Here is a 21,950-nt window from a genome sequence, read left to right as displayed (position 1 = left end):
TGCTTAATCTTTAAAAAAAACAATACGGTTTACCGACCATTTCCAGGTTTGTAATATTTCATCATTAGTTAAGCGGCAAACATCTTTTAAAACAGTTATAGATTCGATGCCGAAAAATATACTTAATGAGTTAACCATATGCTCAAAAACATCCGGAGTTAATGTTGCTTGTAATGGTTTAAGCGCCTCCCTGATCAGCAGGACCCGCCGGCCAGCTCTTGATGGTGCTTCCTTGCGGATAACTGATTCGCCAATGATGGAACTTAAAAAGAGACGGAATTCAATCTCATTGTTGATGAATAAGTTAAAATGATAGTCAATTAGCCGGTCCAATCTTCCTTTCAGGTCGGTGTTACTTAAATCCGCAAAAAGATCGTCGTTTGTTTTTGCCTTGAGCTGCAGTGAAGCTTCGCGTTTTAAAGCATCCGAACTGGAAAAGTATCTGTAGGCTGTGGCTTTTGAGATCCCGGCTTCCCTGGCAACCATATCAACACTTATCTCCGTACGCTGTTTTAGTAATTCATTTGCCTTTAAAAGAAGCACCTCCCGGGTTTTCATTTTTTGGCTAATTCTTCCTTTATCTAACGATAATTTACTCATTGTGATGCTTTTTTCTCATAAAATTCATTAATAACATTAAAATTAATATTTTTGTGAGATATTGGTATCATAAAGTAATTAATAACATGGCAAACAGACTCAGGATTCGGGGCATTGACCTGGTATTTGAAGATCAGGGTATTGGCGATGTTGTAGTATTTATACATGGGCAGCCTTTTAATCGCAGCATGTGGAATTACCAATCGCAGGTATTTAGTAAAACCAACCGGCTCATTATCCCTGATCTGCGGGGATATGGTGAAAGCGTCACTACAGAACCGATGGTGCTTTTAGATGAGCTTGCGCTTGATATTATATATCTGCTTAATGAACTGAATATTCCTAAAGCTGTATTTGTAGGACTATCGATGGGCGGACAGATAGCTTTGGAAATATACAGGCTTGCCCCGCACTTAGTGAAAGGCCTGGTACTGGCCGATACTGATGCAAGGGCCGAGGATACTACCAGTTACTTAAACCGGATAGCGCTTGCAAAAAGGCTGTTAACTGAAGGGATGGAAAAGTATACTACCGAAAATATAGGTAATTACCTTTGTGAAAATACTTTCCGTACCAAACAAGAGGTGGTAGACCATCTTAGTAAGATGATGACAAGTACAGATGCGGCTGGTGCTGCAGCTGTTCAGTTGGGCCGGGCCGAACGGAGAGACCATTCCGGAATTCTTTCAAATATTGATTTTCCGACCTTGCTCATTGTTGGAGACCAGGACGTATTTACCCCTGTAGCCACTGCCAGGTACATGCAAACCCGTATAAGCGGGGCAGAACTTGCCATTATAAAAAATGCCGGTCATATGCCCAATATGGAGCAACCCGAACAGTTTAATCAATTGTTAACGGATTATCTGGATAAAATTTAGCTAAACAATAGCTTGGAGCGAATTGCGAAAAAACTACTGTTCGTTTATCCATACCTCAGCTGTTATAACATCGGTAAAAAAGCTAATGGTCATTTTGTCTGAGAGAGTATTCACGCTTTTACGGGCCGATAACTGGCTGAATACACTTGGTGAGTTAACCCAGGCAAAATATCTTAAACCGGCTTTCTGCATAGCCGGAAACCATTCCTGGGCCACCCAGTCAATAGCCTCAGACCAGTTGCCCAGCACATGAATGTTATTATTAAGCACCTTATAAACATTGTTTTTTACCATCATATTCAACATATGATGACAGCTCTGTTGTATCGATTCCAGGTTTTGAAAGCCGGTCCAGTCGGCATCAATGCGGGAGTGAACACGGTTATAACTTAAGGTAATGGAGCTATCATGATAGTATAGGTTGCCCTGTATGATTGCGGCCTGTTTTTGGGTTTGGTGTGTCAGCAGCCTGAAAAAGAAAGTAGAGCCCGCACCGGGTGTGCTCTCTATCCAAAAACTGCCATTATGCCGTCTCAAGATCTCGGCCGAAATAAATAATCCCAGGCCCAAACCCTCAAAGCGCATCGCGGTATTATCTACACGGTAATACCGTTCAAATAACCGGCTCAGGTTTTTTTCTTCGATACCAATACCAAAATCCTGAACAGATACGATCAGGCTGTTATCATCATGTAATACGCAATTAACTATTACCGTATTTGCCTCCGGCGAGTATTTGATGGCATTTGTCAATAGATTATTTACTACTTGTTCCAGTCTGAAACGATCGCCGGTATAGGTTATATCCTCCGCGCTTTTCAGTATGATCTGGTGAGAGGCTGTCGTGTGCTGTACGCCATCAATAGTATCTTTAAGCATTTCATAGAAATTGAAGGTTTCCATGTTATAATCCATCTTTCCGGCGTTGATGCGTGATACATCCAGCAGATCACTGATCAATTTTTCCAGCCGTAGTACATGCGCGGCCGATTTTTGAATAAGATCATTTAGCTTTGGAGGGTCATTAATACGCATCATGAGCTGGTTAAAGGCCTTGATACTGGTAAGCGGCGTTTTTAATTCATGACTGGCGATAGAAAGGAATTCATCCTTTTTTTGCTCCTTGTTTTTTTGAATATCAATATTGGTGTTGGTGCCCAACCATAGTTTGATCTCGCCATTTTCAATCAAGGGTACCGCCCGGGCCAGGTGCCAGCGGTATTGCCCGTCCTGAAATTTTAAGCGAAACTCCACCAGGTACTCATGGCCTGTTCTTAGGGCCGTAAGCCATTTTTTTAGGCAAGCTTGCTGATCATCAGGGTGTATGAAGGTCTGCCATCCCTGGCCAATGATATCCTCAGCGCTTCGTCCAAAATCTTCACAGATCACCTCATTTACATAGTCGAGCTTACCATTGGGGCGGGCTGTCCATACCTGCTGCGGCATAGCGTTCAATAAAAAGCGGAAGCGCTCTTCATTTTCCTTTTCTTTTTGCCTCACCAGTACGGCCTCGGTAACTTCAAAAGCAAAAACCATAATGCCATCTACTTTATCGGTCGCGTCATATCTGGCCTGATAAATAAAGGTAAAGTAGCGATCTTCTATCGGTCCGTTTGCCTCACGTGCCATAGGTACCAGTAACTCTTTACCTTCAAAGGTGTTGCCGGTTTTGTATACATTTTTTAAAATATCAGATATCACCTGATCCTTAAGTTCGGGCAATGCTTCTAACAGCGGCTTCCCGGTAAGTTTGCGTCCCGGAAAAAGCTGTTGATAAGGTGGATTAACTAATTCAAATACAAAATTGGGTCCGTCAAGCACGCAAATAGCAGCAGGGGCTTGCATAAAGAATCTTTTCAGCCGCTCGGTTTGCCCTGTGGCCTCCGCCTGCGCGGTTAACAGTTCAAGGGTGCGTAATTCTACCCGGCTTTCCAGTTCGTTATTTAACTTAAGCAGGTTTTGTTGTGTCCGGAACAATTCCTCGTTCGTGGCACTTAACTCCTCATTGGCCGATTGTATTTCTTCACTGGTAACTTGTATTTCTTCGTTGGCATGAGCCAATCCTTCATTAAGGGCTGATAGTTCCTTGCCTGTTTGCTCCAGGCGTTTTTTAGCCATAACCAATTCGGTTATATCGTATTTGAAGCTTAAAACACCCGTTATATTCCCCTTCTCATTGCGGATGGCCTGGTAAATAAAATTAAAATAATGATCCTCCGTCTTTCCGCCAATTTCGCTGGCCAGCGGTACACAAATCTCGTTGCCTGCATATGTTTCGCCGGTTTTATAAACATGTTGGACAGCTTCCCAAACAGGCAGACCAACAATCTCTGGCATGGCCATGAGCAATGGTTTACCGAGTATTTTACGCCCGGGAAAAAACTCTTTCTCGTACTGTGGATTTATAAATTCATAAACAAGGTCGGGGCCCGTAAAAATGGCAATTTGTGCAGGTATCTCATCAAATAGCTTTTCCATTTGCCGGCTTAATTGCCCTGCTCTCGCTGCTGCTGCTTTTTCTTTTTCCAGGCTTGCATTTAAGTTCCGTTCGGCAATCACCTTTTCGGTAACATCCTGTGTATGGTGTATAATGTAACAGATATCGCCATCAGGATCAAGTACAGGTGTATGCGCAGTGTCCCAGTAACGTTCCTGTAATTTGCCTTCATGATCAGGCGTATCAAAGCGTGTTACAGGTAACTGATGCGGTTTGCTGGTTTCTAATACCTGCTCTAATGAAAAGGCTATGCCGCCTTCATCTGCCGCCCAATCCGGTTTTTTAGGGAAAACATCAAACAGGTGTTTTTCGAGCAGCTCGGCCCGCAGTTTGCCGGTTAACTGTAAATAGGCATTACTGGCGGTAAGTATATACAGTTCCTTCGAAAGAATAAGATAAGGCTGAGGTAAGGTCTCAAAAACCCTTAACATTTCTGGTGGTAAAGCGGAACTGTGTTTAATGGGCATGGGTTATACAAATGGATAAAAGCAAGATTACTAAACCGAAGATAATTATTAAAATATTATCTTATAAGAAAATGTTTTGAATGAAAATAAATTTTAAATGCAGTTGCTGCATTTATCTACATACACGCAGATTTACTGTCAGACAACAAAATTTGATCCACAAACCCAAAATCTTTAATTTTATGCATGATATCTGATTACCTGGAAAGCGTTACAAAACAGTTTGCCTACTATAAAATGCTGGGCGAGAAAACATTCTCGCAATTGACCAACGAGCAGTTAAACTGGCAATATAATGCCGAATCGAACAGTATTGCCATGATCGTTAATCACCTGTCGGGCAACATGCTCTCCAGGTGGACGGATATTTTTAATACAGACGGCGAAAAGGAGTGGCGTAATCGCGAGACTGAGTTTGCAACCATAACCCCTGGCCGTGACGAACTTTTAAATCTTTGGAACAGCGGTTGGGAGTGCCTTTTAAATACCCTTGACCAATTAACTGCGGATGATCTGGACAGGATCATTTATATCCGCAATATGGGGCATACTGTTGCAGAAGCTATTAACCGGCAGCTGGCACATTATCCGTATCATGTAGGGCAAATTGTTTTTATTGGTAAAATGCTTTGTGATGAAAAATGGAGTTCGCTCTCTATTCCTAAAGGAGGTTCCGAGACTTATAATGCGGATAAGTTTGCTAAAGAGAAACACCGGGAGCATTTTACAGATGAGTCCAGAGATGATAAAAATTGATCTGTCACTTTGGTTTTCTGACCACATAAGTTTTGGCCCGCTGGTCATGCCAGCATTGTTTCATGGGGCTCCATAACATAGCCAAAAAGCCAATACCAAAAAGAAAGCTGGATAAAACCTTGTTCAGATTACGTACTAATGCAGTGCCAAAACTTAGTCTTTCACCATTGGCGTTAACTACAACCAGCCTGCAAATAAACTTACCGATACTTCCCTGCATTTTAGTAGCCTCGAAAGCTGAGTTATAGGAAATTAAAATCAGCAGGAAAATGAGCCTGAACAAAAGATCACCTTCGGTAGATGATGTAGATGATAAAGGATCATCGCTTATGGTACTGGTTGTCAGCCGCCCAATAGCAACAAATATACCAACTATTAGCCCTAAGCCAATGGTTATAATGGCATAATCAATAACAAAAGCCAGTAACCGCCATCCAAAATTAGCCACGTTTTGTTGGGTAGGTACATATATCCCAATCGATTTAAAGTATTCATCAAGCTCGGGCAGTTCGGCGGCTTCCTGCCAATCAGTAGCTAAAGGTGATAATACGAGTTCGGTAGCATTTACATCCATATCCATTAACTCGGTATGGCTGTAAGGGCCGTGTTTTTCGTTGTCTCTTAAAATGTAGTATTCATTAATCATGATATGCAGGTTTGAGGTATTGAAAAATAAAGAAAATATCTGTTTTGAGCAACAAAAAATGAATAAAAGCAAGATTGTTTAACCCAACGTAATTATTAAAGTATTACCTTATATGAAAATGCTTTGATTCAGAATGAAAATTTATTTTGATTAACGGGCGTAGCAAGGGTGGCTGCCGCATTGTAACAATGCCTGTATCGTTAAATCTAAAACATAATCCAAGTTAGTAAATGAAATATAGCACCTTTTATAGCGTAATTCTATTTATGGCCTTAATAGTTCCTGGTTATACAACCTGTGCGCAACAGATAAGGCTTAAAATGGGAGAGCAAACCATTGTTACATCTGATGGTATTAAATTGGCGATTAAAGTAGCAGGCAAAGGACCGGTATGTATATACATACATGGTGGCCCCGGGCAGGATTATCTGTCGTTTGAAAAAATGGGTGGCTCCAATCTTGAAAAAAAACTAACCATGGTTTACCTTGACCAGCGGGGTTCGGGCCATTCGCAAAATGCGAAAGATTATAGTTTGAACCGCCTGGTTGATGATATTGAAGAAACCAGGAAACAATTGGGTGCTGATAAAATTTACCTGCTCAGTCATTCATTTGGTGGGGTGCTGGCGGTTAACTACGCTCAAAAATACCAGGAACATGTGTCTGGATTAATATTAGCTAATTCAACCCTTCATTTTTTTAATAACAGTTCATTAAGAGAGCAAATTATGTACTCGTACCATCTTCTGCATAAAGATACTACCATTACCAGCGATAATACCCAGGAATTGTTGCGGCAGAATGCCATCGTAAGAAAAAAGTTAAACAAGGTACATCTGGGTTATAAGTTATTGGCAGATAGCATAAATACCATCGAAAAAATGGATAGCATAGAATCGGGTTATAAACGTACCTCTGATTTTGGTTATGCAGTTATCGCCCATTTGATAGATAGTATCAAACAAAATCGCTATCCGGAGTACTGGAAAGATTATGCCCCTGTCAGCAGTCGGATTAATGTACCTGTACTGGTTATTACAGGTGCCCATGATTATGCCATTGGAACAGCACATTATAAAACTTTCAGGTTCCCTAATCAGCATGTAGTGAAGCTGGATGGATCACATATGCTTTATTATGAAAGGAATGCTGCTTTTACTGCCGCTGTATTTAGATTTATTGATAAACAGGGCGGATAATTTAGGGGTTATGTACAGGTTTCTTTCCATGAACAAAAAAGTCTTACAACAATTGTTATAAGACTTTATGATAAAGGTTTAAGGTGGGAAAATCTTTAAAAATTATAGCCCCGTTGTTTTACGCGTTCGTGGATCAATGCGGCGGCATCGGCATCCAGCAAAATTTCGCAGTTGGGATGCAGTTGCACTACCGATGCAGGTATGTCGGTAGTTACGGGGCCTAATATGGCTTGTTCAATAATCTGGGCTTTATGAGCTCCCTTGGCTATGAGTATCAGTTTGCGGGTATGCATAATATTTTTGATACCACGGGTTAGTCCACCCAGTACAATATGTTCGGGTACCTGTGTTTCGCGGCGTACACGGGCTTCGAAATCAGGATCCATAGGTGATACCCATGTCTCGCTTTCAAAGGGCGTACCAGGCTGATTAATGCCGATGTGGCCATTGCTGCCAATACCCAGCATTTGAAGGTCGGCGCCGCCATGTTCAGCCAGGCGTTTTTCAAAAAGCAGACTTTCGGCCTCAAAATTATCACTCAAGGTAGGCGGCATAATAAAATTTTCATCAGATATACCCAGCGGACCTGCTATCTGGTTCAATATCATGGTATAACAGCTACCTGCATATTCACGAGGCAGGTTGGTGAGTTCATCCACATTAAAAAGAGTAATGCGCGAAACATCAAACGGGTACTGCGTGTAAATGTCAGACACTATACGGTGCATATCCATAGTGGTTTGCCCGGTTGAAAGACCTATCACAGACGTGGGGTTTTCCAGCATCTGGCCTATAATGCGCCAGGCCGCGGTTTCGTTAAATTCCTTTTCGTTTTTGGTTATCGTGATCTTCATTGTTATTATTTTGCCTTTACAGGTGTTTTAATTCTTCTTCAAAAAACGCGTCAATAGCTATAATGGCGCTCGTTTCATCTTCGCCATCAATAATAATGGAGATGGTTTCGCCCCCTTTTATGCCAAGTGAAAGGATATTGAGAAGACTGCTTAATTTAACCGTGCGGTCGCCTTTTTTTAAGCTGATCTGGGAGCTGTAGTTTTTGGTCAGTTTTACCAAATTGGTTGCTGGCCTGGCGTGCATGCCCTCGGCGGCTGTAATGATGTAATCTTTTGTTATCATGAGGTTTCCTCCTGTAAATAAGCGTTGATCAATGCCGAACTGTCCATTTCCATTACCCGCCTGTGTATTTGTTTAGCCGCTGTCAAACTGCTGCTGATGATCATATTTTTGATCTCCGGAATAGCTGTGGCGCTCATGGAAAACTCGGTAAGCCCCATGCCCAGTAATAATAGGGTTGCTTTCGGGTCCGATGCCAGCTCGCCGCACATACCTACTTCGATATTGTTTTGATGACCCTGTTCAATCACATAAGCGATAAGCCGGAGCACGCCGGGATTATAGGGATCATACAGATCCTTGATCTGCTCATTCATCCGGTCGACAGCCAGGGTGTACTGACAAAGATCATTAGTGCCGATGCTGAAAAAATCCACTTCTTTGGCCAACAGATCGGCGGTGATGGCTGCTGACGGGATCTCGATCATAATGCCCACAGATATGTTTTTGTCAAAGTTGAGACCTGCTACTATTAATTCATCTTTGGTCTGCTGCAATATTAATTTGGCTGCTCTTACTTCCTGTATATTAGAGATCATCGGAAACATGATCTTTAATTGGCCAAACGCGCTCGCCCGTAATATGGCTTTTAGCTGAGTGATAAAAATATCCGGACGGTCCAAAGAGATCCTGATGGCCCGGTAACCCAGGAACGGGTTTTGCTCGGCCGGGAAGTTAAAATAGGGCAGTTGCTTATCGCCACCGATATCCAGCGTGCGCACAATAACCGGTTTGCCTTTGGCTTTCAGGGCTACGGCTTTATAAAATTCAAATTGCTCGTCTTCGTCAGGCAAAGCATCGCGACCCATAAAAAGTAGTTCGGTACGCAACAAACCTGAACCCTCCGCACCAAAACCGATGGCTTGTTCCATGTCGTTTGCATCGCCTATATTGGCCAATAGCTTGATATTGATCCCATCTGTTGTTGTTGCCGGCGTATCTTTTAGCGATTGCAACAGGTTTACTTGCTTCAGCCAGCTTTCTCTTTTTACGCGATATTGTTCAACTATCTCCTGATCCGGATTGATGATGATAGCTCCGCTTTGCCCGTCGAGGATCAGCAGGTCGTCATCTTTAATATCCGTCAATGCTGCACCACATCCTACAACGGCTGGAATACCACGTGACCGGGCAATAATAGCCGCGTGCGATGTACGCCCGCCTACTTGTGTGGCAAAACCAATAACGTGGGTAGTATCCATGCTGATGGTATCCGAAGGTGTAAGGTCTTCGGCAATAATGATGGTATCAGTTTCGTAAAGCGGCGTATGAGTTTGGGCTGATGCGTTCAGGTTTCTGAGCAAACGATTACCGATATCCTGCACATCGGCGGCACGGGCGCTCAGGTATTCATCGTCCATGTTTTTGAAGAGCTGCACCGCGTCCGCGATCACCTCGATCAGGGCGTCATTGGCATTCTTTTTTTCTTTGGATATTTTCCCGGTCACATCCTCGCTGATCTGCGGATCACTCAAAAGTTCAATATGCGTTTCCAGGATCTCCAATCCTTCTATACCCTGCGACTGATCGTAATTGCTGATCATCGCCTCCACTTCGGTTACGGACAAGGATACTGCGTTATTGAATTTCTCTGTTTCGGCAGTTATATCCGCATCATTCGATAATGCAACGCCCGACAAAGTCGCTTCCTGTTTTTTTAACAGATGCGCTTTGCCAATGGCTATTCCGGGAGATACACCTATGCCATTGATCATCATACAAACAAATGGATTATACTGCCCGCAAAACCCAATATCAATAAGCCCAGCAGTAGCCAGGTGGTTTTAACCTGTTTTTTAACAAAATAATATACCAGGAAAGTGAGCCCCAACGGTATCATAGCCGGTACTATTTGATCCAGTATACCCTGCACCCCAACTGCCGATGAGGATGAACCAATATTCAGTGGTGTTTTAATATTCATGAGTGTGGCAGGCATAGCGCCTACTACCATCAATCCTAATATAGCAGCGCCCGAGGTTAGCTTGTCCATCACATTGCCTTTGCTCAGGTTCTGTAAAAATTTGGTGCCTGCGTTGTAGCCTATAAAGGTGAGGTTGTAGCGCAATAGCAGATGCGGTACATTAAATATGATCAAGAAAAGCAGCGGACCTAATATGTTTCCCTTAATGGCCAAAGAAGTACCAACACCGGCGGCAATCACCTTAAAAGTACCCCAAAATAAGGAGTCGAACACCCCGGCCAGCGGCCCCATGAGTCCCAGTTTTACGGAGCTGATAGAGTCTTCGTCAAAATCCTTATCCTGGGCGTTTTGCTCTTCCATTGCTGCTGTGATGCCGATGATGAGTGTAGAACCATAGGGACTGGTATTGAACAGCTGTAAATGCCTTTTAAGCGCGGCTGTCATCGCCTCTTTAGTATGGTATAGTTTTTTGAGTACCGGGATAATGGCAAAAGCAAAACCGGTATTTTGCCAGGTCTCGAAATTGAAATTAGCTTCCAGCGCCAGCGATCTTAAAAACAGCTTTCTTAAAGTACCCTTGCTTAGTTGATGTTGCGGCTCGGTAGGTACTGTTTCCTCGGGTGTATCATCAAAGTCAAAATCATCATCAGTAGAGGCCGCAGCCGGTTTGGGTGGATCCTGTGTTACGATGAGCGCGATGATCACTCCTAATCCTCCAATAGCGATAATGGGTAACTTTAAATAAGCCGCCAGCATAAAACCCAGGAAAAAGTAGGGAGCAACCCTTTTGTTGAACATCAGGTTCATAAGCAGGGCAAAACCCAGTGCGGGCAGCATGTTCCCGGCCACCTGCAAGCCTGATTGTACCCAGGCAGGGATCAGATCAAGGAACGATTTGATGGCTGTGGAACCCAGTTCCAAAGCCACAAAAATAATGATACCCATCAATAAGGGTTTTAGTAAACCCGATAGGATATGTAGGCGTTGGATGCCTTTATAATCGCCAGCCTCGGCATATTGATTAAATTTTTTATTAAATACCGCCCTAAAAACAAACAATCCGCTGATAACCATTTCTGAAAGGATAGAGATAGGTACCGCCAAGGCCAGCGCGATGGCAGGTCCTTTGTGCGACATGATGGCGAATGCCGTTCCCAACACGCCGCCGGTAATAATATCCGGCGGAATAGCTGCCCCGACTTTAATATTACCCATAAAGATCAGCTCCAGGGTAGCGCCTATCATTACACCTTGTGTAACATCGCCCAGCACCAAACCGACCAGTGGCCCCAGGATCAGCGGGCGACTTAGCAGCGTAGTGCCCAGGAAATCCTCAAAATGCCCAAAAACGGCGATGAGTGTCAATAACAGATAGGTGGCCAGCATCTTAAATCAGGGTTTCTATCGGGGTTTTGGTATCAGTTGGCACTTGCCTTACTTCCAGTTCGATGCCTTTAGCATGCAGATCGCGGATAACAGCGATATCGTCATCAGTAACCGCCAGTGCCTTGGCTATGGAACGTGCACCTTCTTTGGTACGGATACCGCCGAAATTAATGCTCTTTATTTCGCTTACGTCGGCAGCCAGTGTAGCCGCGTCTTTTACGGAATTAATCAGCACCAATATTTTCATATTCTGCCCGCGCGGATCATTCAAAAATGTGATGGCATCGGCCAACGTTTTGATGAGCAGTTTGGCCGAAGCTGGTTTGGCCAGGCCCAGGGTCATCTTCAAAAATTCGTCCGTAGCAGCCTTGTCATTGGCTACCAACAGGCAATCGGCGCCCAGGGCAGGTGTCCAGGTCATCGCAACCTGTCCGTGTACCAGCCTATCATCAATGCGGGTTAGCTTAATCATTTTGTTGTGTTATCAGTTTGTTTACATATACCATTTGCTCTTTCCCGTCGATAATGGCTGTTTCTATTACCTCGGTAACCGGGGTGTCCGCATCGCCCATAATAACTTCAATTAATAAAGGCAGGTTAAAGCCAGATACGATATGGACATTTGGTTTCAATGCTTCGCGTATCATGATGTTATTGACACTACCGCCAAGCAGATCGGTAAATATCACCAGTTCATCATTAGCTGTAATATTGGTTAAAACAGCAGCCAGCTCATCTTCTACACTGATGTTATCATCCAGGTAAGCCTGGATCAGGAATACGTTATCGGTTTCGCCAATGATCATATCCAATGACGATTTTATCCCTTTGGCAAAGGCCCCGTGCGTGGCAATTAAGAATTTTCTCATCTGTACTTATATTCAAATCCCAGTTGATCTATTGCTCCTGAAAAGAGTGATCTGTAGGGTCAGTAAATCAAAAACTAGAAACGAAATAAACGCTATGATGATAGGCTTATCCAGGTTATAACACTTTGCAAGTATGCTATAAAGTTAAGCCATTTTATAGTTTTGGTGCCCTACATTACCACTACTACAAACTGAAAATTATGCTGTTAGCAGGGTTTTAAGGGTCAAAAACGCATAGTGCCGGTACTACAGAAAAAATCAGGAACTGCCGGGGTGGGAAATAAGCCTGCTCCATCCAGCAATCCTTTGTAACTAATTTGATATAATATCTTGCTGCCAATATCCGTAGTGGTGATGTAGTGCTGGTAAAATAGCAGATGGAAAAACTAATATCGAATTTTGTTCAGGCAGGTCAACACCGCTTTTATAATCCTGTTATACTCAAATATCAATTGTGATACCTTATCTAAAACTAACACCTATTGTGAAGAAGTTCTTTTTATTGACGCTTTTTATATTATTAATTTATGGACACGGTTTTGCCCAGGCTCCGGATGCACCATTTGGCGCTGCTCGATCTTTCTACCAGCAGCGTTTGGAGGATAAGGAAGCGGTTTACTTTACTCCCGATAAATACCCTGTTAAAGCCGATGGCAAAACCGATGTATCCGATGCGCTGCAACAGGCCATTAAGGATCTGAAGGATAAAAATAGCTTCGGCGTACTGTTTATCCCCGAAGGGAAATACCTCATTAGCAAAACCATATTTGTGCCACGTGCGGTACGATTGATAGGCTATGGTAAAAGTCGGCCGGTTATTATACTGGCCAAAAATTCACCTGGGTTCCAGGTGGCTGATAGTACAGATAAAGGCAAGGCTAAATATATGTTCTGGTTTGTCAATAATCTATCCAAGCCCGGCGAAGAGGTATCTGATGCGGGAGCATCTACCTTTTACAGTGCGCTCTCCAACATCAACCTTAAAATTGAGGATGGCAACCCGGTAGCTGTGGCTTTGCGTACGCATTATGCCCAGCATAGTTTTATAGCCCATGCCGATATTGATGTGGGCATGGGCAAAGCGGGGATGTTTGATGTGGGTAATGAGATGGAAGACGTGCGCTTTTTTAACGGCGATTACGGCATCCTGACTACCAAGCCATCGCCCGGATGGCAGTTTATGATGGTGGATACCTATTTTGAGGGACAACGTAAAGCGGCCATCAGTACCCAGGAGGCTGGCTTAACCATTGTACGTATGACTGTTAAAAATGTGCCCACGGTGATCGAAATTCATCCCAATTATCATGAAAAGCTATTTATAGAGGATAGCAGGTTTGATCATGTGACTGGTCCGGCCATCATCATCAGTAATGAGGACAATGCCTTTAACCAGATCAGCCTGCGTAATGTAGATTGCCGGGATGTAAAGGTACTGGCCAGCTATCGCCGCAGCAAAACAACAACGGCAGGTGGAGGGGCCATCTACAAAGTGAAAAACTTTATATACGGTTTGCAGATGGATAATCTAACAGCCGACCCGGTGTATAAAACCATAAAGGAAATTCAACCCCTACAATCTTTCCCGCCACCGGCCAAAAAAGACATTCCGGATTTCCCGGCGATAAGTACCTGGGCTAATCTGCAAACATTAGGCGCCAAAGGCGATGGTGAAACGGATGATACCAAAGCCATACAGGATGCTATTGATCGGTATCCGGCTATTTATGTACCATCGGGGAAATATCGTATTACCGAAACTTTGAAATTGAGACCGAATACGGTGTTGATCGGGTTAAATTCGATAGCTACGCAGATCTTATTAAAAGATAATACACAGGCTTTTGGTGGTTTTGGCGGACCTGTGCCGATGATCGAAACAAGTAAAGGCGGCAGTAATATTGTAACCGGTATAGGTTTATCATCAGGTCGTATTAATCCGCGGGCGGTTGCCTGTAAGTGGATGGCCGGCGAAAATTCCTATCTGAATGATGTGAAATTTTTAGGTGGTCACGGCGGTATGAATAAACCTGGTGAACAAAACGGGCCCGGCCTGTATAAAGGTAACGACAGCGATATGTGGGACACGCAATACTGGAGCCTTTGGGTAACTGACGGCGGTGGCGGCACGTTTAAAAATATCTGGTCGGCCAATACGTATGCTGCAGCCGGGGCTTATGTTTCCAATACCAGCACTCCCGGGCGCATTTACGCTTTATCGGTAGAGCATCACGTACGTAACGAGGTGCGCTTTAACAAAGTAGCCAACTGGAAAGTATATGCCCTACAACTGGAAGAAGAGAGCCGGGAAAGCACTGAATGCCAACCGCTGGAACTGGAGAATTGTGCAGATATGACTTTCGCCAATCTGTACATGTTTAGAGTGATCAGGGTAAATAAGCCTTATCCGTACTCCATCCGCAGTTGGAACAATAAAAATGTAGAGCTATTGAACGTACATAACTATAGCCAGATCAAATATACCACTACCGATCCACTGTATGATATCGGCACCAATATCACGGTGCGTCCCTGGGAGTTTACGCGACTGGTCATCAATAGTGCTACAACAGCCGGCGAACAACCTGCTCAGGGTAATGTACAAAAACTGGCCTCGGGTTTTGAGTTTGCCAATAGCCTTTGTACCGATAGTAAGGGCAACATCTATTTTAGCGAGGCCCGTATGAAGCGGATTTATAAATGGGATGCCAACACTAAGACAATCAGTTTACTGGCGGACTATCCCTGGGAGCCACTTTCATTGGCTTGTGATAAAAATGATAACCTGCTGGTGGTATTTAAATATGTACCCAAACCCGATTACTTGGTTGATGGTAAGCCCGAAGTATTTAATAATCCGCCGGATGCTGCCGGTACTTCGTTTAGTGGCTGGGGTAACTCGGGCTTTGGTAGTTTGGTGTACTCGGTAAATACGGATAATCCGGACGAGAGTATCCAATTGTTGAAGAAAGAGGCCATGCCAACCGGTAAGACCATATACCAGGCCCTTTACCCTGCACATCGCTGGCGCGATTTTCATGATTTTAACACCGTGTCGGTCAATAAGGCTACCGAATGCTGGGTAGCTCCCGATGGGGTTACCATTATCCCGGTAGTGTATGACCTGGCCCGTTCAAGTGCGCTGGTTGCCGCCTATCCCGGTAAACCGGTTTATACTACCGATGAATATGATAAACGTACGGTGCAACTCAATGTAAGCCCCGAAGGTTACCTGAGCGACCTGAAATATTTTGCTGAGCGTGGCGAATTTGATTCGGCAGTTGATGCAAAAGGTAACGTGTATATAGCTGATGGGCAGATTTACAAATATGATAACACCGGCAAACAGATCGGCATGATCAAGGTTCCGGAGCGCCCTACATCTCTTGCTTTTAGTAAGGATGGGAAAACATTGTACGTTACTGACCATGACGCTTTGTATTCCATCGCCATAAATTGATAAATTTATATAACCTTAAATACCCCAATCCATGAATAAAACAACATCCCGTTTCCTGATCTTCTTACTGGCCTTGTTCCCGATTGCAACCTTTGCACAGCAAGTTAAAGTAGTGACCAACCAGGTAGGTTATGAAGATACCAAAGCCAAAAAGGCCATCGTGGTGACAGACAAGGCTTATCCCATCACAACATTTCAATTGCTTGATGCGGATGGTAAAGTGGTGTTTTCCGGCAAACCTGTCTATAGCGGTAGCGTAAAGGGGTGGAAAAACCGGGAGTTTTATACACTTGATTTTAGCGGGTTCAATACAGATGGCACTTACCACATCGAGGTGGCGTTATCTGGCAAGAAGATCAGTTCATATCCGTTTAAAATAGGGAAGAACGTGTTGGAGCAGGCTACCCTGTCAGATGTGGTGTATTATTTTAAAGGGCAGCGTGCTGCCGGCGAAATTGATAAGGCCGATCATCATTTACTGCTGGCCGGCAGAACCCAGGACACTATTGACGCTCACGGTGGCTGGTATGATGCCACCGGCGATTACGGTAAACATTTTTCGCACCTATCGTTCTCTAATTATTTCAATCCGCAGCAGATACCATTGGTGGTGTGGAGCCTGCTGAAAACCAAAGAGATCCTCGATAAAAAAACAACGACCGATTTCAGGCAGATCAACCGCCGTATTTTGGATGAGGCTACGTATGGTGCCGATTACCTGGTGCGGATGCAGGCCAAAAATGGTTCTTTTTATCGATCAGTATCGGCTCCCGGGCCGGGTAAGCTGGCTAAGGATAGGGTGATCCGTGCAGAGGACGCGTCTTATCGCATCAAGCAAACCAAAGATCAGCCGTTTAGTAATAGTTCCGTAAATAAGGACTGGCACCGTTATCAAACCAGTTATCGCTCGGGTGGGGGTATGGCCACCGCCGCGTTAGCCATGGCATCAACCATCAAAGTAAATGGTGATTTTACCAGCGAGCAATATTTGCAGGCCGCCGAAAACGCGTTCAAATTTCTGGAAGCCAACAACAAGCTCATGACCTTTGACGGCCACGAGAATATCCTCGATGATTACTGCGCCCTAAGCGCTTCAACCGAACTATACAAGGCCACAAAAAAAGCAGAATATTTAACAGTAGCTACCAAACGGGCCAATAACCTCATCAGTCGGCTATCAGCCTGGAAAGGGTATCAGAATTATTGGAAAGCCGATAGCACCGACAGGCCATTCTTTCATCCATCAGATGCAGGTTTACCGGTGACCAGCCTGATCTATTACTATCCTTATGCAGATCAAGCCATGCAGGCATCCATCAAAAAAGCCATCAAAGCCTCGTTTGATTTTGAGCTGAGGGTTACCCGTGAGGTAAACAATCCATTTGGCTATAGCCGTCAATTGGTGCAGGATACATCGGGAAACAGGCGTACATCGTTCTTTTTTCCACAAGGCAGTGATGCCTCGCCCTGGTGGCAGGGTGAAAATGCGCGCTTATCTTCTATGGCTACAGCCGCTCGATTGGCTGCCGGTTTGTTTGCCGATGATAAGGCATACCATGATCAGCTGGAAACTTTCGCGGTTGATCAATTGAACTGGATCCTGGGCCTGAACCCTTTTGATGCCAGTATGCTGCAGGGCACAGGGCATAATAACCCGGCCTACGGTTTCTTTGGCACGTTTGAGTATACCAATGCGCCCGGCGGCATTGTAAATGGCGTAACCGGCGGACTGAATGACGAAAATGATATCGACTTTAATTTATCCTACGCCCAGATCCATAAAGATTACGACTGGCGTTGGGCCGAACAATGGCTGCCGCATACAGCCTGGTACTTATTGGCAGTGGCCGTACATGAATAATTAGCTGAAGAAAAATATGAAAAAGTTTTGTTTGATAACCCTGGTTGCTTTACTAACCTTGTCGCGGTTTACTTTTGCGCAGGTAAACCATACCACCTTAGCTACAGGCGCTCAGGCACCTGATTTTAGTTTGCCCGGTATCGATGGAAAAACTTATACCCTGAAATCATTTAAAGATGCCAAAGTGCTGGCCGTGGTGTTTATATGTAACCATTGCCCAACATCGCAGGCTTATGAAGACAGGCTGGTTAAGCTCACCAGCGACTATGCCTCTAAAGGTGTAAAAGTGGTCGCCATTAATCCTAACAATCCGGCCTCATTGCGTTTGGATGAACTGGGTTATAGCGATGTGGGTGATTCGTTTGAGGATATGAAAGTGCGCGCCAAAGACCGTCACTTTAATTTCCCTTATCTGTATGATGGCGAAACAGAGGTCACCAGTAATAAATATGGCCCGGTAGCTACACCGCACATTTTTATATTCGACAAGGATCGTAAACTCCGTTACAATGGTCGTATTGATGATATGGAGAACCCCGCCAAAACACCGCGTTCTTTAGATGCCCGCAACGCGATCGATGCTGTATTAGCCGGCAAAGAAGTAACCGTACCTGTAACCAAAACCTTTGGCTGTTCTATCAAATGGGCCGAAAAACAGGACTGGATCCAGAAGGCTGCCGTAACCTGGGCAAATGAACCTGTGAAACTCGATACCATCGATGCCATAGGCATTGCCAACCTGGTGAAAAACAAAAGTGATAAATTAAGATTGATTAACCTGTGGGCCACCTGGTGCGGTCCTTGTGTGGCAGAGTTTCCGGAACTGGTAACGATCATGCACCTGTACCGCGACCGTGGACTGGAACTGGTAACCATCAGTGCCGACGATCCGTCGCGTAAAGACAAGGCGCTGAGCTTTTTGAAAGGCAAACAAGCATCAGGCCCCAACTATATTTATACCGGCGACGATAAATACAAAATGATCGAAGCCGTTGACCCGAAATGGGACGGCGCCCTGCCATACACCATGCTGGTTGATCCGGATGGTAAAGTTATTTACGGCAAACAAGGTATCATCAATCCCGAGGAGCTTAAAAAGATCATTTGGGATGACCCTACAATGGGGAGGATTTATAAGTAAAGTTAACATTTGAAAGTAGGCCTGTCATACTGAGCCTGTCGAAGTATCGTGCGTAGAGGCCTGCCCACCAAGCTTCGACAAGCTCAGCATGACAGCCTTTGGAATAATAGGATACTACTTCGTAATATCAATCAAAAAATCATACAAATTAACCTCAGTGGCCAGTCCCAGTTTTTTGCGGACGCGATACCGGCTGATCTCGACACCTTTGAGCGAGATATTCATCAGCTGGGCTATTTCTTTAGAGGTAAGGTTAAGCCGCAGGTAAGCACATAATTTCAGATCGGTAGGACTCAATCCGGGGAACCGGGTTTTCATAATGGAAAGGAAATTGTTGTGTACCTGGTCAAAGTAAATGGCGAAGTGATTCCAGTCGTCGTCCTTTTTTTCGGTATCGGTTACCAGTTTAAACACATTCCGGAATTCGTGGGTTAGATCGGGCATGTTCACTTTTTTGATGGCTGCTACCAACTCCTCGCGAATGTTTAATAGGATCCGGCCGCGCTCCACCAAGTGCATGGTGATGGTAGCAAGCTCCTTATTCTTATAATTCAGTTCCGATTCCAGGTTGTTGTTTTTCAGGGCGATGATCTCCTTCTCATTCCGGTCAAGCTCCAGGCTGTGCAGGTAACTTAGGCGGCGCTGTTCTTCCTCGTGTTTTTGTTGATGCAGGTCAAAGCGTTTTTGTTGTTCTTTCATCGCTAAATAAATGGCGCAAATCACCAGCAAAAGATAGAAGAGATAAGCCCAGATAGTTTGATACCAGGCAGGATCTACCACAAAGGTATAGCTTACTGGCGCCGAGGCATTGCCCAGGTTGTTGCGTACCCTTACCGAAAAGGTGTATCGGCCATAAGGTAAATTGGTATAATCCTTCTCCGTTTTTACCGACCATTTTGACCACTCGCTATCAAAGCCTTCCAGCTTATAAGAAAATTCCTCATTGCTTTTTTGGGCAAACAGGGTTGAAGAGTACTCAAAATGAAAGGAGTTCCAATGGTTGGATAAGGTAACGATCTGCTTTTTGCCCTGAACACCGGCCACATCATTATCCTTCATAAAATAACCCCCAAATATCAGGCTGTCCTTTTCGGCAATGGCTTTTACGGTGGTCAATAGCACGTTCAGTTTGGTTTCCGACTGTACATATTGCCGGTAATTTAAATGAAACACGCCATTGTTGGAACCCACGAAAATGTTTTCCTTATCATACGGATAAATATACCCGGCACTCTTTACGGTTTGCCCGGCAAGTTCCGGAAAATAGATCACCGTGTATGGCTTACCGCCCGAGGGTTTGCTAAAATCGATCACCCCAACCCGCTGATCGCTGATGAACCAGACGTTGCCTGCCGAATCGGCGGTTAAATGCTCTATGTAGGAATCGCCCAGGGCCGGCTTGTAAAAGGCCGACTGTTCAAATTTATTTAGCCCGTTATTATATTCATACACACCCTTCTCCGTAGCTACCAGAATTTTGCCCCGGATAAAATACACATGATTGTTCATTACCGAAGGCAAGCCATTCCGATCTGTATATTGCGTATAACGGATGATCTTTCTCCTGTCGGCGGATAGCTGGATTTTATAAACACCCCGATAGGAGTGTGATGCCCATATCACATGATCATCATTGTCTTTGGCCAGGGTAGGTAACGACTCATACAGGGCGTCCATTTTAGTATCAGCCCTAAAATCATTGCCATTGTTTTTGATCAGCTGTAAACCCGTATAGGTGCCAGCTATAATATCAGGCGACGAGGGGATAGGTACAAACCGCCAGGCACCTTCCCGGTTGGTGATCTGTTTTACACGGTTGTTATCAACCACCAAAGCGCCATCCTCATGCCCAACCAACAAGTTATGATTTATTTCGCGCAGGCTCCATACCTGGCCCTTGGTGTTTTCTACCTCGGTAAATGCCCCTTTAGTGTTGCTGATATCCTTTTGCCGGGCATCCAACGGAACGCTGTACAGCCCGTTTGAGGTGCCGATGAATAGTTTGTTGTTGAATACGCTTACCGCGTTGCTTTTTAGCTGATTATCCTTGTTCGCATAAATACGTTTAACAGAAGTGTTATAATTAATAAAATCAATGCCGCTTTCCAGGCCGAGCCATAGGTTTTTGTCGCGATCGAGCAAGAGCCCAAGCACGTTGTTATTTTGCAGCCCTTCATTGTTGGAGAATCGTTCTACTACGTTGCCTTTGCCATCAATAATGATCAGGCCCCGGGCTTTGGTGCCAATGGCATAACGGTCGTCGCCAATTTTTTTGGCGCAGTTTACCAGGTCGTTTTGTAAAATGGGGTCAATAGCGGTAGGCTTTTTAATCAGGGTTGATCCGGTGAGCAAAAATAAGCCCTGCTTCAATGTAGTAACCAGCACCGTATCCCGGTTATAATCCATTACCCCGGTGATATGCAGACTGGCCGTTGGTAATTGGGTATGGCAAGGCTGCCATTGATAATCCTTAAAAAACATCAGGCCTTCATCCTTATCCTCCGCAAACAATTGTGAGCCCGCTTTTGATAGCAGTCGCCAACCGCCAGGAGCATCAAATGTCTTGATCTCGTTGTTATTATATTCAAAAACACACTCAATGGTACGGAAGAAAACTTCGTTTTTGAACAATACAATGCTCCATATATCGGCAAATTGCCTTGCCTTCTGCGGCATCAGGTGTTTGATGGAATGATATTTCAAGATGCCGTTGGCATCCGGAAAAAAGTAGCCTATCTCGTCCTGTCCGCCAACAAATATCCTCCCATCGGGGTCAATAGCCAAAGCCTTGATGGTGCCCTTGTTGGGTAAGGGGTATATTTTCCAGTAACTGCCATCGAAAGTTAAAAGTCCATCGTTATTGGCGAAATAGAGTATGCCGTTACGGTCCTGCTTTACATCCCATACCTCCGTACTGGCATTATAATCTGTATGCGTATAGTTTTTGATGGCGGGTATGCCAATGGTGGTTTGCGCTGTGGCCGTAAAAACCAAAGCACGGCAAATAATAATCAATAGAATGATTTTCTTCATCAACAAAACTTTCCCCGGAGGGTATTTTTAAAATGTTTTATAAAACCGGCAGTATCAGGTAAGCACGGTAATTGGATTAAAAAGGTAATTTAAAAA

General features: G+C 44.3%; 16 protein-coding genes. 6 read left to right on the top strand and 10 right to left on the bottom strand.

The features are described from left to right. Positions 1-3: 3 nt before the first annotated feature. Entirely contained in the window at positions 4-600 is a 597-nt protein-coding gene (locus AC57BQ_RS16345; protein WP_496407306.1) for a TetR/AcrR family transcriptional regulator, read from the bottom strand. An 86-nt stretch (positions 601-686) separates the two neighbouring features. Here AC57BQ_RS16345 and AC57BQ_RS16340 point away from each other — a divergent pair, with 86 nt between their 5' ends. Then, positions 687-1,481: an alpha/beta fold hydrolase gene (locus AC57BQ_RS16340; protein ID WP_496407305.1), complete on the top strand. Its 795-nt coding sequence runs from the start codon at positions 687-689 to the stop codon at positions 1,479-1,481. Between the two features lie 33 nt (positions 1,482-1,514). Here the strand turns inward: AC57BQ_RS16340 and AC57BQ_RS16335 are convergent, their stop codons facing one another. Then, the gene (locus AC57BQ_RS16335) at positions 1,515-4,445 is read right to left on the bottom strand and encodes a PAS domain-containing protein (protein ID WP_496407304.1); all 2,931 of its coding nucleotides are present in this window, start codon (positions 4,443-4,445) and stop codon (positions 1,515-1,517) included. Positions 4,446-4,631: 186 nt separating this feature from the next. Between AC57BQ_RS16335 and AC57BQ_RS16330 the strand changes: the two genes are divergently transcribed. Next, positions 4,632-5,201, top strand: a complete 570-nt coding sequence (locus AC57BQ_RS16330; RefSeq protein ID WP_496407303.1) for a DUF1572 family protein — start codon at positions 4,632-4,634, stop codon at positions 5,199-5,201. 4 nt (positions 5,202-5,205) lie between these two features. Here the strand turns inward: AC57BQ_RS16330 and AC57BQ_RS16325 are convergent, their stop codons facing one another. After that, positions 5,206-5,847, bottom strand: coding sequence for an RDD family protein (locus AC57BQ_RS16325; protein ID WP_496407302.1), 642 nt, complete (start codon positions 5,845-5,847; stop codon positions 5,206-5,208). Positions 5,848-6,113: 266 nt separating this feature from the next. On the opposite strand from AC57BQ_RS16325, the gene AC57BQ_RS16320 reads away from it, so the two are divergent. Further along, a complete protein-coding gene (locus AC57BQ_RS16320) occupies positions 6,114-7,046 on the top strand; it encodes an alpha/beta fold hydrolase (protein WP_496407301.1) in 933 nt (310 codons plus the stop codon). A 95-nt stretch (positions 7,047-7,141) separates the two neighbouring features. Here AC57BQ_RS16320 and AC57BQ_RS16315 read toward each other — a convergent pair whose 3' ends face one another. The 6 genes from AC57BQ_RS16315 to AC57BQ_RS16290 are packed head-to-tail and all read right to left on the bottom strand — an operon-like array spanning position 7,142 to position 12,359. After that, complete coding sequence (locus AC57BQ_RS16315) at positions 7,142-7,900, bottom strand: 6-phosphogluconolactonase (protein WP_496407300.1); 759 nt, start codon at positions 7,898-7,900, stop codon at positions 7,142-7,144. 16 nt (positions 7,901-7,916) lie between these two features. Then, the gene (locus AC57BQ_RS16310) at positions 7,917-8,183 is read right to left on the bottom strand and encodes an HPr family phosphocarrier protein (protein WP_090467278.1); all 267 of its coding nucleotides are present in this window, start codon (positions 8,181-8,183) and stop codon (positions 7,917-7,919) included. Continuing rightward, positions 8,180-9,898, bottom strand: a complete 1,719-nt coding sequence (gene ptsP, locus AC57BQ_RS16305) for a phosphoenolpyruvate--protein phosphotransferase (RefSeq protein ID WP_496407299.1) — start codon at positions 9,896-9,898, stop codon at positions 8,180-8,182. Before ptsP ends, AC57BQ_RS16310 begins: the two co-directional genes overlap by 4 nt. After that, positions 9,895-11,490, bottom strand: coding sequence for a PTS system mannose/fructose/sorbose family transporter subunit IID (locus AC57BQ_RS16300; RefSeq protein WP_496407298.1), 1,596 nt, complete (start codon positions 11,488-11,490; stop codon positions 9,895-9,897). Before AC57BQ_RS16300 ends, ptsP begins: the two co-directional genes overlap by 4 nt. A gap of 1 nt (position 11,491) precedes the next feature. Beyond that, positions 11,492-11,962: a PTS sugar transporter subunit IIB gene (locus tag AC57BQ_RS16295; RefSeq protein ID WP_496407297.1), complete on the bottom strand. Its 471-nt coding sequence runs from the start codon at positions 11,960-11,962 to the stop codon at positions 11,492-11,494. Continuing rightward, complete coding sequence (locus AC57BQ_RS16290) at positions 11,955-12,359, bottom strand: PTS sugar transporter subunit IIA (RefSeq protein ID WP_496407296.1); 405 nt, start codon at positions 12,357-12,359, stop codon at positions 11,955-11,957. The genes AC57BQ_RS16295 and AC57BQ_RS16290 overlap by 8 nt, the downstream gene beginning before the upstream one ends. 484 nt (positions 12,360-12,843) lie before the next feature. On the opposite strand from AC57BQ_RS16290, the gene AC57BQ_RS16285 reads away from it, so the two are divergent. Genes AC57BQ_RS16285 through AC57BQ_RS16275 form a run of 3 tightly spaced genes read left to right on the top strand, consistent with a single transcriptional unit; the run spans position 12,844 to position 18,821 of the window. Continuing rightward, positions 12,844-15,819: a glycosyl hydrolase family 28-related protein gene (locus tag AC57BQ_RS16285; RefSeq protein WP_496407295.1), complete on the top strand. Its 2,976-nt coding sequence runs from the start codon at positions 12,844-12,846 to the stop codon at positions 15,817-15,819. A gap of 31 nt (positions 15,820-15,850) precedes the next feature. Continuing rightward, the gene (locus AC57BQ_RS16280; RefSeq protein ID WP_496407294.1) at positions 15,851-17,680 is read left to right on the top strand and encodes a glycoside hydrolase family 9 protein; all 1,830 of its coding nucleotides are present in this window, start codon (positions 15,851-15,853) and stop codon (positions 17,678-17,680) included. A gap of 16 nt (positions 17,681-17,696) precedes the next feature. Beyond that, on the top strand, positions 17,697-18,821 hold the full coding sequence (locus AC57BQ_RS16275) for a redoxin family protein (protein ID WP_496407293.1): 1,125 nt from the start codon (positions 17,697-17,699) through the stop codon (positions 18,819-18,821). A 114-nt stretch (positions 18,822-18,935) separates the two neighbouring features. Here the strand turns inward: AC57BQ_RS16275 and AC57BQ_RS16270 are convergent, their stop codons facing one another. Further along, positions 18,936-21,854, bottom strand: coding sequence for a two-component regulator propeller domain-containing protein (locus AC57BQ_RS16270; protein WP_496407292.1), 2,919 nt, complete (start codon positions 21,852-21,854; stop codon positions 18,936-18,938). Positions 21,855-21,950 lie beyond the last annotated feature (96 nt).

The sequence above is a fragment of the Mucilaginibacter sp. BGA-UO-ETr-C110 genome (genome assembly GCF_059567985.1).
This window is presented reverse-complemented; position numbering and strand designations above follow the sequence as displayed.

What these genes read in the sequence shown, in the direction of transcription:
- AC57BQ_RS16345 (WP_496407306.1), bottom strand. Translation starts at nt 600, where the DNA reads ATGAGTAAATTATCGTTAGATAAAGGAAGAATTAGCCAAAAAATGAAA.
- AC57BQ_RS16340 (WP_496407305.1), top strand. Translation starts at nt 687, where the DNA reads ATGGCAAACAGACTCAGGATTCGGGGCATTGACCTGGTATTTGAAGAT.
- AC57BQ_RS16335 (WP_496407304.1), bottom strand. Translation starts at nt 4,445, where the DNA reads ATGCCCATTAAACACAGTTCCGCTTTACCACCAGAAATGTTAAGGGTT.
- AC57BQ_RS16330 (WP_496407303.1), top strand. Translation starts at nt 4,632, where the DNA reads ATGATATCTGATTACCTGGAAAGCGTTACAAAACAGTTTGCCTACTAT.
- AC57BQ_RS16325 (WP_496407302.1), bottom strand. Translation starts at nt 5,847, where the DNA reads ATGATTAATGAATACTACATTTTAAGAGACAACGAAAAACACGGCCCT.
- AC57BQ_RS16320 (WP_496407301.1), top strand. Translation starts at nt 6,114, where the DNA reads ATGGCCTTAATAGTTCCTGGTTATACAACCTGTGCGCAACAGATAAGG.
- AC57BQ_RS16315 (WP_496407300.1), bottom strand. Translation starts at nt 7,900, where the DNA reads ATGAAGATCACGATAACCAAAAACGAAAAGGAATTTAACGAAACCGCG.
- AC57BQ_RS16310 (WP_090467278.1), bottom strand. Translation starts at nt 8,183, where the DNA reads ATGATAACAAAAGATTACATCATTACAGCCGCCGAGGGCATGCACGCC.
- ptsP (WP_496407299.1), bottom strand. Translation starts at nt 9,898, where the DNA reads ATGATGATCAATGGCATAGGTGTATCTCCCGGAATAGCCATTGGCAAA.
- AC57BQ_RS16300 (WP_496407298.1), bottom strand. Translation starts at nt 11,490, where the DNA reads ATGCTGGCCACCTATCTGTTATTGACACTCATCGCCGTTTTTGGGCAT.
- AC57BQ_RS16295 (WP_496407297.1), bottom strand. Translation starts at nt 11,962, where the DNA reads ATGATTAAGCTAACCCGCATTGATGATAGGCTGGTACACGGACAGGTT.
- AC57BQ_RS16290 (WP_496407296.1), bottom strand. Translation starts at nt 12,359, where the DNA reads ATGAGAAAATTCTTAATTGCCACGCACGGGGCCTTTGCCAAAGGGATA.
- AC57BQ_RS16280 (WP_496407294.1), top strand. Translation starts at nt 15,851, where the DNA reads ATGAATAAAACAACATCCCGTTTCCTGATCTTCTTACTGGCCTTGTTC.
- AC57BQ_RS16275 (WP_496407293.1), top strand. Translation starts at nt 17,697, where the DNA reads ATGAAAAAGTTTTGTTTGATAACCCTGGTTGCTTTACTAACCTTGTCG.
- AC57BQ_RS16270 (WP_496407292.1), bottom strand. Translation starts at nt 21,854, where the DNA reads ATGAAGAAAATCATTCTATTGATTATTATTTGCCGTGCTTTGGTTTTT.